This window comes from Gordonibacter pamelaeae 7-10-1-b, from assembly GCF_000210055.1.
GTDB classification, from domain to species: Bacteria; Actinomycetota; Coriobacteriia; order Coriobacteriales; family Eggerthellaceae; genus Gordonibacter; species Gordonibacter pamelaeae.
In genome coordinates this window covers 519554-531095 of the sequence record NC_021021.1, presented here as the reverse complement: position 1 = coordinate 531095, position 11542 = coordinate 519554, and the positions used below count along the sequence as shown (strand labels likewise).

12 protein-coding genes and 1 pseudogene are annotated in these 11542 nt (G+C 66.7%); 11 read left to right on the top strand and 2 right to left on the bottom strand.

The window, feature by feature from the left end:
• From GPA_RS02505 to GPA_RS02495, 3 genes are all read left to right on the top strand, one after another.
• The coding region (locus GPA_RS02505) for a GNAT family N-acetyltransferase (protein WP_156791113.1) at nt 1–858 on the top strand (858 nt) is incomplete at its 5' end.
• Nucleotides 859–1009: 151 nt separating this feature from the next.
• A complete protein-coding gene (locus GPA_RS02500) occupies nt 1010–2590 on the top strand; it encodes a GNAT family N-acetyltransferase (protein WP_015538842.1) in 1581 nt (526 codons plus the stop codon).
• Nucleotides 2591–2709: 119 nt separating this feature from the next.
• Entirely contained in the window at nt 2710–3243 is a 534-nt protein-coding gene (locus tag GPA_RS02495) for a GNAT family N-acetyltransferase (RefSeq protein WP_041238839.1), read from the top strand.
• On the opposite strand, the gene GPA_RS19905 is transcribed toward GPA_RS02495, so the two are convergent.
• Nucleotides 3225–3518 carry a hypothetical protein gene (locus GPA_RS19905; RefSeq protein WP_015538841.1) on the bottom strand — a complete coding sequence of 98 codons (294 nt, stop codon included), beginning with the start codon at nt 3516–3518 and terminating at the stop codon, nt 3225–3227. The two genes, GPA_RS02495 and GPA_RS19905, sit on opposite strands and share 19 nt — an antisense overlap.
• Nucleotides 3519–3667: 149 nt before the next feature.
• Between GPA_RS19905 and GPA_RS02490 the strand changes: the two genes are divergently transcribed.
• The 4 genes from GPA_RS02490 (at nt 3668) to GPA_RS19900 (ending at nt 7215) form a co-directional block, all read left to right on the top strand.
• Nucleotides 3668–4255, top strand: coding sequence for a hypothetical protein (locus GPA_RS02490; RefSeq protein WP_231847549.1), 588 nt, complete (start codon nt 3668–3670; stop codon nt 4253–4255).
• Nucleotides 4256–4333: 78 nt separating this feature from the next.
• Nucleotides 4334–5887: a diguanylate cyclase domain-containing protein gene (locus tag GPA_RS02485; RefSeq protein ID WP_015538840.1), complete on the top strand. Its 1554-nt coding sequence runs from the start codon at nt 4334–4336 to the stop codon at nt 5885–5887.
• On the top strand, nt 5884–6888 hold the full coding sequence (locus GPA_RS02480) for a GGDEF domain-containing protein (RefSeq protein ID WP_231847548.1): 1005 nt from the start codon (nt 5884–5886) through the stop codon (nt 6886–6888). The genes GPA_RS02485 and GPA_RS02480 overlap by 4 nt, the downstream gene beginning before the upstream one ends.
• A gap of 15 nt (nt 6889–6903) precedes the next feature.
• Nucleotides 6904–7215 carry a hypothetical protein gene (locus tag GPA_RS19900; RefSeq protein ID WP_231847547.1) on the top strand — a complete coding sequence of 104 codons (312 nt, stop codon included), beginning with the start codon at nt 6904–6906 and terminating at the stop codon, nt 7213–7215.
• Between the two features lie 65 nt (nt 7216–7280).
• Here GPA_RS19900 and gdhA read toward each other — a convergent pair whose 3' ends face one another.
• Nucleotides 7281–8612 (bottom strand): NADP-specific glutamate dehydrogenase, encoded by a 1332-nt coding sequence (gene gdhA, locus GPA_RS02475; protein ID WP_015538838.1) that lies wholly within the window; start codon nt 8610–8612, stop codon nt 7281–7283.
• Between the two features lie 336 nt (nt 8613–8948).
• Here gdhA and GPA_RS02470 point away from each other — a divergent pair, with 336 nt between their 5' ends.
• The 4 genes and pseudogenes from GPA_RS02470 to GPA_RS18730 all read left to right on the top strand — a co-directional run.
• On the top strand, nt 8949–10304 hold the full coding sequence (locus tag GPA_RS02470; RefSeq protein WP_015538837.1) for a DUF2130 domain-containing protein: 1356 nt from the start codon (nt 8949–8951) through the stop codon (nt 10302–10304).
• A 55-nt stretch (nt 10305–10359) separates the two neighbouring features.
• On the top strand, nt 10360–10683 hold the full coding sequence (locus GPA_RS02465) for a hypothetical protein (protein WP_041238838.1): 324 nt from the start codon (nt 10360–10362) through the stop codon (nt 10681–10683).
• On the top strand, nt 10680–11009 hold the full coding sequence (locus GPA_RS02460; protein ID WP_015538835.1) for a type II toxin-antitoxin system RelE family toxin: 330 nt from the start codon (nt 10680–10682) through the stop codon (nt 11007–11009). Before GPA_RS02465 ends, GPA_RS02460 begins: the two co-directional genes overlap by 4 nt.
• A 22-nt stretch (nt 11010–11031) precedes the next feature.
• Nucleotides 11032–11542: pseudogene (locus GPA_RS18730) on the top strand (hypothetical protein); the annotation flags it as partial.

The following is an 11542-nucleotide window of genomic DNA, read 5'->3' as shown; positions in this document are numbered from 1 at the left end:
TCGTTGGCCATCGTGCTCGTGGGCACGCTCGGCGCCTACATGCTGTACCTGCAGGGCGTGGCCGACGCCGGCCCCGTGAAGGCGAGCCTGCTGTGCTGCGTCGAGCCGGTATCGGCCATGGTGCTGGCCCTGTTCTGGCTGCACACGCCCGTGTCGGCGTGGGACCTGGCAGGCTGCGGCCTCATTGTGGCCATGATCTTCCTCGTGACCGAGCGGGAGAAGAAGCCGCAGGTCGCAGGCGGATCTGCGGAGCCGGCCGCCGCCGGAGCGGCCGCCTACGACGATCCGCCGCTGTTCGCTGGACGCGCCTCGGTGCTGGGCTACTACACGAGCCGCCCTGCCGTGCGCGAGGACTTCGACCGCGTGTCGGCCCTGCTCGACGCCGGGCACGAGACGTTCGCCGCGCTCGGCATCGACGAGGGGCGCAAGAAGTACCCCTCGGCGCGCCGCCTCATGCACAGCATAAAGAACGGCACGACCCACGTGGTGGAGGACGCGCACGGGCGCATGATAGCCGTGTTCGCCGTGTCGTTCTCGCCTGACAAGAACTACGCGGCCGGCATCGAGGGCGCCTGGCTCACCGACACGGACGCGCAGCCCCAACCCTACGCCGAGCTGCATTGGGTTTCGGTGGCGCCTGCAGCGCGGCGGCGCGGCGTGGGGCAGTTCATCTTGGAGACGGCGGGCCGCATCGCGCGCGCCGGCGGGCGCCGGAGCATCCGCGCCGACGTGTACGAGCAGAACGTGCCCATCCAGAAGCTCTTGGAGAAGCACGGCTACGCGCGCTGCGGCATCCTCTCCATGAAGGATGTGTTCGGCCGTCGGAAAACCCGGGTGGCCTACGAGCGCCTCCTGTAGGCAGCGGCCGCCTGCGCCCGGTTTTGGGCGCATGATCAAAAACGACGTAAAAGGCTCGCCAAACCTCTTTACCGTGGTGGGCTTCCGTGGGACAATGCGCTGATGGATTCTAGGGGGCTCGGCCCCGCGAGACAAGGAGAGGGGGAGGGCCATGGCCGGTCAGGCGGCGATCGCGCAGGCGGCGCCCAGGAAAAGCCATGTGGCACGCGGCATCGCGTTCGCGGCGCTCGGCGGCATCTGCTGGGGGTTCTCGGGAACCTGCGCCCAGCTCATGACGAGCGAGCTCGGGGTGCCGGTGGCGTGGATCACCTGCGTGCGCCTGCTGCTGGGGGCCCTCATCTTCCTCGTGGCGTGCCTGTTCAAGAACTGGCGCAGCCTGCGCGCCGTGCTGCGCGACAAGCGCTCGCTGCTGCGCATCGCGGCCTTCTCGATGTTCGGCGTGCTGCTCACCCAGATGAGCTACCTGTCGGCCATCTCCTACACGAACGCGGGCACGGGCACCGTTCTGGAGCGCCTGGGCCTCGTGGTCATCATGCTCATCGTGTGCGTGCGCGTGCGGCGCTGGCCGAAGCCGCGCGAGCTGTTCGGCCTCGTGTTCGCCTTGGGCGGCACGTTCCTCATCGCCACGAAGGGCAACATCGGCGCGCTCGCCATACCGGCCGAGGGCCTCATGTGGGGCGTCGTGTCGGCGTTCGCGCTGGCGGCCTACACGCTGCTTCCCGGCAAGGTGCTGGCGAAGTGGGGAAGCTTCATCGTCACGGGCCTGGCCATGCTCCTGGGGGGCACGGTGGCCACCGTGTTCGTGCAGCCATGGAGCATCCCCGTGGGCATCACGCCGGAGCTCGTGGGCGTCATGGGCGCCATGGTGATCATCGGCACGTTCGCCGCGTACCTGTTCTACCTGCAGGGCATCACCGATGCCGGCCCGGTGCGCGCCGGTCTCGTGGGCTGCGTCGAGCCCGTGTCGGCAACGGTCATCTCGGCCGTGTGGCTGGGCACGCCCGTCACGCCGGTCGACGTGGCGGGCATCGCCATGATCGTGGTCATGGTGCTCTTGGTGACGCAGCGCGAGGAGGCGCCCGCGAAGGGCGAGGGCGGCCTGGACGGATCGCCCGATGACCTGCCTCCCTTCGAGGGGCGTGCGTCGCTTCTGGGCTATTATCGCTCCCGCCCGGCGGTGCATGACGACTTCGTGCGCTTTCAGGAGGTGCTGGAAGACGGCCACGAGGCGCTGGCCGCCTTGGGCATCGAGGAGAAGGGGTCGAAGAAATACCCCTCCGAGCGCCGTGTCATGCGGGCCATCGACTGGGGCACCGCCCACGTGGTCACGGTGCCCGAGCGCAGCGGCGAGGAGGAGGCCGCCGGCGAGCGCATCATCGGCGTGTTCGCCGTCGATCCGCGCGGAGACGAGGCCTACGGCCGCTCCTCGGGCGCGGACTGGCTCACCGAGTCACCCGACCCGCCAGATGGCGAGGCCTCGTATGCGGCCCTGCACTGGGTGTGCGTGGCATCGGAGGCGCGCCGCCGCGGCGTGGGCATGTTCATCCTGGGCGAGGCGGAGCGCCTTGCGAAGGCCGCCGGCAAGCGCAGCCTCCGCTGCGATGTGTACGAGGGCAACGGGCCCATGCGCGCGCTGCTCATGGAGTACGGCTTCTCGTCCTGCGGCACCATCGCCTTGCGCGACCGCTTGGGCCGCGAGAGACGCCGCGACGCGTTCGAGCGCCTGTGGTGAAGGCGGGCATCCCCGCCGGCCGTGCAATCCCCTGACCGTGCGCCGCCGTACCCCTACGGCGCCTATCCGATCGCCGCTCTGTTTCGAACGGCTCCTTTGAGAAGAAAGAGAACACCCCCGTGCAATTCCGCTCAACCCGCGCGTCGGACGTCGACCGCATCATGGACATCCTCGCCGAAGGCCGGCGCGCGCTCGCCGAGCTCGGCATCGACCAGTGGCAGGGCGGGTACCCGCATCGCGAGGCTATCGAAATCGACCGTGCACGCGGCGAGTCCTACGTCGTGGTCGACGACGAGGGCACCGTCGTGGCCACGGCCATGGTGGGCTTCTCGGGCGAGGGCGACTACGACCTGATCGATCGAGGCTCCTGGCTCACGGCCACGCGTTCGGACGATGCGTGCTACGGCGTGGTGCACCGCGTGGCGGTATCGGCATCGTGCAAGGGACGCGGCGCCGCCTCGCTCTTGCTGGCCTGCGCCGAGGAGCTGACGCGCGACCGTGGATGCGAGAGCGTGCGCATCGACACGCATCCTGGCAACCTGCCCATGCGCCGTTTGCTGGAGAAGAGCGGCTACGCCGAATGCGGCGTCATCTACATCGCGCATGCCGAAGCGGGCACGCCCGAGCGCATCGCCTACGAGAAGCTGGTGTAGGCGGGCGGGCTGCCGCACCGCGGTTTTTCCTGCGTCGCGCGCATCGGCGGGAGCGCGTAGCTGTCGAAATTCTGTCGGTTGCCCATCTGGGAGGCGGCTTCGGTTCGGCACGGTATAATGCTGAGCATTATGTCGGTGAAATCTCGCGAGAAAATAGCGCTCTTCGTGTTCCTGGCCCTTATCGTCCTCAGCCTGTGCGGCTTGGGATGGTACCTGGTGGCGGGCCACTCCTGGAACGTGGCGGCGTCGAACCTGGACGACACGTTCGGCAGCATGGACGGCTACACCGCCATCGTGTACCCGGGGACCGCCGTAGAACCGGCGGCTGGGAAGGGATGCGGACGCCGCCGTACCGAAGGACGGCGCGGCCGGGGACGCGGCCGACGGCAAGGACGCGGTCGACGGCAAGGACGCGGTCGACCTCGTGGCCGGCGACAAAGGGGTCGATACCGGTGCGGCCGCTGACAGGGAGGCCGATACTGGCTCGCCGGACGCCTTCGGCGCGGCCGACGGCAAGGACGGCTCCGACGCGGCCGGGAACGCGCCCGTCCCCGAGGCGGAGGGCGAGGGAAGCCTGCTCGGCCCGAAGAAGAAGACGCTCAGCGCCCAGGAGGCCAAGGAAGGCTACGAGGAGAAGGGCGCCACGGTGTTCTCGCTCGACACGGTCGACCTCGACGCGTACCGCGAGGGCGTCATCCTGAAGAAGGGCGGGCACCGCTTCGGCGTGTTCGGCATCGCCGAGCCCACGTCCACCATCGTGCTGGAGAAGCAGATCGCCTACTTCAAGCGCCACAAGGTCGACTTCATCGTGCTCGTCACGCCCGACAAGGAGTACGCCGAGGACGTCTCGGGCATCGACATCGTGGTGTCCACCCAGGACGAGGACCTGTTCGTCATGGGCGAGACCATCGACGGCACGTTCTACGTGGACGCCCCGGCCGTCGGCTCGGTGGGCGCCATCCTCATATCTCCCAGCAACGTCGTGTCCGCCAAGGTGCTGCAGGCCTCGTAAGGACCGCTGAAGGGCGGCCGCGGTATGGGGCCATGTTACAATGCCTCCGTGGATCTAAAGGCGAAGGAGCTGTACGTAATGGCAGGCGAAGCGCGCAACGGGCAGGGGGCCTCCAGGTTCTCGTACAAGCAGATGGCGCTCTACGGCGTCATGCTGGCCGTCGCCTCCGTCCTGGTGGTGTTCGTGTTCGGCGCGTTCATGGCAGTCTCCGACATGCGGCACGAGGCGGACGTGTCGATCGCGTCGGCACTTCCCCGCGTGGAAGGGCGCATCGACGAGACGTTCAAGCTGCTCGAGACGCTTGCGGAGCGCGAGACACTCTACGATCCTGACGTGGATGTCATGACGAAGGTCGACCTGGTTGACAAGGTGAACGAGCATTTCGGGTTCTTCCTGCTCTGCTACGTGGATGCCGGCATCAACGTGTGGGACGCGACGGGGCCCGCCAGCCTGGCCAGCCGCTCGCACATGCAGCGCGTGTACTCCACCGGCGAGCGCTACGTCACCGACAGCTTCGTGGCGGGCGCCGACGGCACCACGCTCAACTACACGGTGATCGTGCCGCTGCGTGACGGGCGGGGCGCCATGACAGGCTCGCTGTTCGCGTCCATCTACTTCGACGAGATGGTGGAGATGCTTGACGAGAGCCGTGCGAGCTCGTACGTGGAGTCGCTCATCGTGGGCGGCAAGGGCCAGGTCATGTCCGCCACGTCGGGACACGAGTACGATGACCCCTTCCTCGACCCCATCCGCGACACCATCGCCTTCGGCATGACGGCCGACATCGTGCAAAGCGAGCTTTTGGCCCTGAACCCGGTGACGTTCTGGACCGTCGACGGCCTCGACGTGCGCTACTACTCCGCCTATCCCGTGGTGGGCACCGAGTGGGACATCGTGGGCGTGGCGAGCTTCTGGGACGCCTACGCCAAGGTCATGCGCGCCGTCTTCCCGCTGGCCATCGTGGCGGTGGCGGTCATCGCCACGGCCTTCCTGCTCATGCGCCGCCCCTTCGCGCGCCAGATGGAGGAGGCACGCCTTTTGGAGAGGTCGGTTGCCGAGCTGCAGAAGAAGGTGTACACCGACGGGCCCGCCGAAAGCGGCTTCGCCGACCTCATCGAGCTCACCTCCTCGGGGCTCTCCGACGGACTGACCGGTACGGTGACGCGCTCGGTGTTCGCAAGCCGGCTCGCCAACGCGCTGGACAACGCCGGCGACGGCATCTACGCGCTCTGCTTCATCGACCTCGACGACTTCAAGAACATCAACGACACGTTCGGACATGCCACCGGCGACGTGGCGCTCAAGACCGTGGGCTTTCTGCTGCGCGAGTACGAGCGCCGCTACGACGGGCTGGTCGGCCGCTACGGGGGAGACGAGTTCACCTTGCTCATGACCGACTTCGACGACGAGGCCGAGCTGCGTCGCGTCCTCGACGAGCTCACCGGGCGCCTGCACGTGAGCATCCAGGCAGGTGGATCATCGTTCGAGGTGCACTGCAGCGTGGGCGCGACGGTGTGGGACCGCCAGGCGGACGCCGACGAGCTCTTGGAGCAGGCAGACCGGGCGCTGTACCTCGTCAAGCAGCGCGGCAAGGAAGGCTACTGCCTCTACCAGGACGAGGGGCTGTCGTGAGACGCGCGGGGTGGCGAGGGGGCTTCGGGTTCGCGATGCTCTCCCTCGCGGCGGTGGCGCTGTGCGCCGTGCTGGGCGTTTCCGCCTACAACGAGGTGAAGGACATCCGTCGGGTCGATGCCGACAGCCTGCTTGCCTCGTTCCAGCAGACCATCGAGCTGAAGCTGAAGGGAAGCCTGGGCGAGACAGGCGATTTGACGGCGGCCCTCGAGGTCGACCCCGACGACGAGTCGTGGCTCCCCGCCGCCGCAGGCGCGCTCCTCGAGCGCGACGAGGTGGTCGGCGTGCTCTACGTGGTGGGCGACACGATGCGCTACGCGTTCCCGGAAAGCGACTTCGGCGACATGGCAGGGCGCGACCTCACCCAGTTCACCTACGTGTTCACCTTGGCGAAGTGGATCGACGGATTCGTGGTGGAGGGCCCGGTTACGCTGGCGAACGGCGAGGAGTCGTTCGTGTTCCTGGAGCCCGTCGACGTCGACGGGGCGTACCACGGCGAGGTGGCGGTGGCCCTCAAGGCGGATTACGTCATTGAGCAGCTTGGGCTTTCGCAGCTCGAGCAGGACGGCTACCTCTACGAGCTTTGGGCGGTCAGCCCCCAGGACGGGCGCAAGGACGTCATCGCCGTCTCGGACGGGGGCCGCGACTTCTCCCATGCGGCGAAGGCGTCCTTTGACATGCCCACCGAATGGACGCTATCCATCATGCCCGCCGACGGCTGGGTCCCGGGCCCTTGGACGGCGGCCATCGTGGCCGTGGCAACGGCGATCGCGCTCCTCTTGGTCGGCTGCCTGTTCATGGGCATGCGGGCGAGGCGGGCAAGCCGCCGCGTCGACCAGGCGAGGCGCACCGATCAGGAGACGGGCATGTACAACTTCGGCGGCTTCGTCGAGGCGCTGGGAAAGGAGAGGCTCGGCCCCGACTCGCCGCTCACGCTCATATGCGTGACGGTGGACGACTTCGAGGAGACGTCCTTCGCCATGGGCTGGGACGCGCGGTAGGGCTATCTCGGCAAAGTGCTCGAGGAAATTGGTGCCGCGGTGCACGGCGACCAGGTGAGCGCGCGGGTGGGCTGCGGGACCTTCGTCGTCGCCATCCGCGGGCGGGTGGGCAAGCATGTGCTCGCGGACCTGATGCGCTCGCTCGAGCTCGCCCTCATGTGGAAGGCGCGCGCAGGCGACCGCAAGGCGTTCTGCCGTGCCCGTTCGGCGGCCGTGTGCTATCCGGAGGACGGCGACGACCTCGTGGCGCTCTTGGAGCGGACGATCGCGCTGCTCGATCGCGACAAGCCGGAGGGGTTCGGCTCCAATCGCAGGCGCCGGGGCTAGAACGTGAAGCGGCCCCCGCCGAACGTCGGGGGCCGCTCGATGCGCTCGCTTCGTCGCGCTTCGCGCTACACGATGCCCTGGGCCATCATGGCGTCGGCGAGCTTCTTGAAGCCGGCGATGTTCGCGCCCATGACGTAGTTGCCCTCGTGGCCGTATTCCTTGGCCGCGTCGTCCGCCGCATGGTAGATGTTCTTCATGATGCCCTGCAGCTTGGCATCCACTTCCTCGAACGACCAGGAGAGGCGCTCGGAGTTCTGCGACATCTCCAGGCCGGAGGTGGCCACGCCGCCGGCGTTCGCCGCCTTGCCGGGGCAGAACACCACGCCGTTTTCCATGAGGTAGTCGGTGGCATCCATCGTGGTGGGCATGTTCGCGCCCTCGGCCACGATCTTGCAGCCGTTCGCCACGAGCTGCTTCGCGTCGTCGATGAGGAGCTCGTTCTGCGTGGCGCAGGGCAGGGCGATGTCCACGGGCACGCTCCATACGCCGCGGCCGTCGTGGTACTCCACGCCCGCCTTGCGCTTGGCGTACTCGCTGATACGGCCGCGCTCGACCTCCTTGATCTGCTTGACCAGGTCCACGTCGATGCCGGCCGGGTCGTGGATCCAGCCGGTGGAGTCGGAGAGCGTGACCACCGTAGCACCCAGCTGCTGGGCCTTCTGCGTGGCGTAGATGGCCACGTTGCCGGAGCCGGACACGGCGACGGTCTTGCCCTCGAAGGAGTCGTCATGGCAGTTCAGGTACTCCTGCACGAAGTAGATGAGGCCGTAGCCCGTGGCCTCGGTGCGCGCGAGCGAGCCGCCGTAGGCGAGGCCCTTGCCGGTGAGCACGCCCTCCCACACGTTCTTGATGCGCTTGTACTGGCCGAACATGAAGCCCACCTCGCGGGCGCCCGTGCCGATGTCGCCGGCCGGCACGTCGGTGTCGGCGCCGATATGGCGGTAGAGTTCCGTCATGAAGCTCTGGCAGAAGCGCATGACCTCCAGGTCGGACTTGCCCTTCGGGTCGAAGTCGCAGCCGCCCTTGCCGCCGCCCATGGGCAGCGTGGTCAGGCTGTTCTTGAAGATCTGCTCGAAGCCCAGGAACTTGATGATGCCCAGGTTCACCGACGGGTGCAGGCGCAGGCCGCCCTTGTAGGGCCCGAGGCAGCTGTTGAACTGCACGCGGTAGCCGCGGTTCACGTGCACGTTGCCCTCGTCGTCGACCCACGGCACGCGGAACATGATGACGCGCTCCGGCTCGACGATGCGCTCGAGCAGCCCCGCCTTCTCGTAGGCTGGGTTGGACTCGATGACCGGCTCCAGGGACTTCAGCACCTCGGTGACGGCCTGGATGAACTCCGGCTGCTCGGAATCCTTGGCCTTCACCTGCTCGATGACGCGATCGACGTAACTCATCTTCGTGGGACCTCCTTCGGGGAATTTGCATCTTTCGCCATTATACGGGGCGAATCTTGAGGCTTGCGATGATTTAAACGTTTTGAAACAAAGAGCACGATAGGCGGCGGTTTGGGAGCGGGATGGGAGCGTGACGAAAGCCCGGGGGTAAGGTCACATTCCGGGGGTAAGGTCACCTTCTTGGACGGGCAACGACCCTGGCGCCCCTGCGAGAACGCGGCCTTACTCCCGGCTTTCGCCATGTCCGAGTGAAAACATCGCCAATCGTACCGAACGTGGGACTGTCGGGCGCTGATCGATGCGGTAGAATCGGGGGATACACGAGAAGGAGCGAGCATGAACGAGATCAAGTGCCCCCATTGCGGCGGGATGTTCACCATCGACGAGGCCGGCTTCGCGGCCATCCTCAAGCAGGTGCGCGACGCCGAGTTCGACAAGGAGGTGCGCCGCCACGAAGAGCTGCTGGCCACCGAGAAGCAGCAGGCCGTGCAGCTAGCCGTGGCCGAGGCGCTGGGCAAGGCGCAGGGCGACGCCGCGGTCAAGGAGGCGCGCATTGCGGAGCTGGAGGCTCGCCTGGATGCGGCGGCGCGCGAGCGCGAGAACGAGGCGCGCCTCGCCCAGGCGGAGCGCGAGCGCGCGCTGGCCGACGCCGTGGCGGCGAAGGACGCCCGCATCGCCGAGCTCGAGCAGCTGGCCTCCTCGCAAAAGCGCGCCTTCGAGACCGAGAAGCAGCTGGCGGTCCAGCAGGCGCGCTCGGCCCTCGAGCGCGAGCGCGACGCGCTGGCGGCGCAGGTCAAGTTCAAAGACGCCGAGAAGTGCCAGGCCACCAGCGCCCTCAAGGAGCAGCTGGCCATCGAGCTCAAGGCGAAGGACGACATCATCGCCTACAAGGAGGGCGAGATCGAGCGTTACAAGGACATGAAGGCGCGCCTGTCCACCAAGCTCGTGGGCGAGTCGCTCGAGCAGCATTGCGAGGTGGAGTTCAACAAGCTGCGCGCCACGGCGTTCCCGCGCGCGTACTTCGAGAAGGACAACGATGCGTCCGAGGGCTCGAAGGGCGACTTCATCTTCCGCGAGTGCGACGAGGAGGGCAACGAGATCGTCTCCATCATGTTCGAGATGAAGAACGAGTCCGACGAGTCGGCCTACCGCCACAAGAACGAGGAGTTCTTCAAGAAGCTCGACGCCGACCGCGCGAAGAAAGGCTGCGAGTACGCGGTGCTGGTCACCTTGCTCGAACCCGAGAGCGAGCTGTACAACCAGGGCATCGTGGACGTGTCGTACCGGTTCGAGAAGATGTACGTCATCCGGCCGCAGTTCTTCATCCCGATGATCTCCATCCTGCGCAATGCGGCGCTGAACTCGATGGCGTACAAGGCGGAGCTCGCCGTCGTGCGCAACCAGAACATCGACATCACGAACTTCGAGGAGTCGATGGAGGCCTTCAAGGCGGGCTTCGCGCGCAACTACGACCTGGCCAGCCGCAAGTTCCAGACGGCCATCGACGAGATCGACAAGACCATCCTGCACCTGCAGAAGACGAAGGAGGCGCTCATGTCGTCCGAGAACAACCTGCGCCTGGCGAACAACAAGGCCCAAGACCTCACCATCAAGCGCCTGACGAGGAAGAACCCCACCATGAAGGCCGCCTTCGAAGCATTGAAGGCCGAGCAGGAAGAGGACGCGTCGTAAATTGCCTTAAGTCGTGAAGATATGATAGTATATTTTCACGACTTAAGGAGGTCGCATGGCAACACCCGCAGAGCTTTTGGACAACATGGTGCCGGTGTCGGCGTTCAGCCGGGGCAAGGCGGCGCAGGCCTTCTCGTCCGCGTCGAACTCCAATCCGGTCATCGTGCTGAAGAACAACGCGCCTTATCGCGTCATTACCACGCCCGACGAATACGCGTACCTGTCCGAAGTCGAAGCCGACATGGTGCTCATGGCCGAGGCGATGGCGCGTTTGACGGCGAACCAGGACGCGGGCTTCCTGTCCGCCGACGAGGTGTACGCCGACCTGGGCATCGCTCCTGAGGATATCGCCGCAGCCGACGACGTGGACCTGTCATGACATGGGAGCTTTCGTTTCTCCCCGAAGCGCAGGATGATTTGAGGAGCCTCGACGGATCGCAGCGCATCCGCGTCGTGAAGGCGATCGCCAAGGTTCAGGAGAATCCCTTGCCCGCATCCGAGGGCGGTTACGGAAAGCCTCTCGGCAACAAGCGCGTATCCCAGCTCAGCGGATTGATGAAGGTGAAATTGAAGTCAGACGGCATCCGCATCGTGTACAAGTTGGAGCGAGCAGAGCATGCTATGCGCATCGTCGTCATCGGGGTGCGATCCGACGATGTGGTCTACCGCGAAGCGCAGAAGAGGCGGGAGTCTCGCGGATTGTAATCTGAGTCGGACGGAGCGCAGCATGCGGCACGATGGCGAATCGGCGGGAAACGAAGCGAGCGGCTCGATGCTCGCTCGGGCGGGGTACGCGCTGGCGGGCACGCTCGTTGCGGTGCTCGCGGCATGGCTCCTCTCGCTTATCGTGCCGTCGGCGCACTCCGGCTTCCTCGAGCTCTTCGCGTTCGTGGCCGCGATGAGCGCGGTGCTCATGCTATGGGCGGCGTTCAAGCCCTCGCGCGGCTCGTCGGGCTCGGTGGCGCTCGAGGCGCTCGTCGTGTTCGCGACCATGATGCTCGTCCAGGTTGCAAGCGACTTCCTGCGCTCGCCGAGCATGTTCGGCTATTCCAGCCCGCTCGTCTGGTTCTGGGGCTACGCGATGTTCATGGTGTACAGCGGGCTGGGTCTCGCGCTGCCGGCGGCATGGGCGCTCGGCAGCAGCGTGCGTTGGGCTCGGCGTTCATGGGGCTGGGTCGCGGGCGAGGCCGCCTTCGTCCTGGTGGCGGGAGCGCTGGCCTCGGCCGGCGTGCTCGACC

Excerpts from the sequence above, each read along its gene's own strand:
- gdhA (WP_015538838.1), bottom strand. The coding sequence starts at position 8,612 with ATGAGTTACGTCGATCGCGTCATCGAGCAGGTGAAGGCCAAGGATTCC.
- GPA_RS02465 (WP_041238838.1), top strand. The coding sequence starts at position 10,360 with ATGGCAACACCCGCAGAGCTTTTGGACAACATGGTGCCGGTGTCGGCG.
- GPA_RS19905 (WP_015538841.1), bottom strand. The coding sequence starts at position 3,518 with ATGCTGCCGAACGTGTCGTCCAGGTTCGACGCCGCCACGTTCCAGGAG.
- GPA_RS02470 (WP_015538837.1), top strand. The coding sequence starts at position 8,949 with ATGAACGAGATCAAGTGCCCCCATTGCGGCGGGATGTTCACCATCGAC.
- GPA_RS02460 (WP_015538835.1), top strand. The coding sequence starts at position 10,680 with ATGACATGGGAGCTTTCGTTTCTCCCCGAAGCGCAGGATGATTTGAGG.
- GPA_RS02485 (WP_015538840.1), top strand. The coding sequence starts at position 4,334 with ATGGCAGGCGAAGCGCGCAACGGGCAGGGGGCCTCCAGGTTCTCGTAC.
- GPA_RS02500 (WP_015538842.1), top strand. The coding sequence starts at position 1,010 with ATGGCCGGTCAGGCGGCGATCGCGCAGGCGGCGCCCAGGAAAAGCCAT.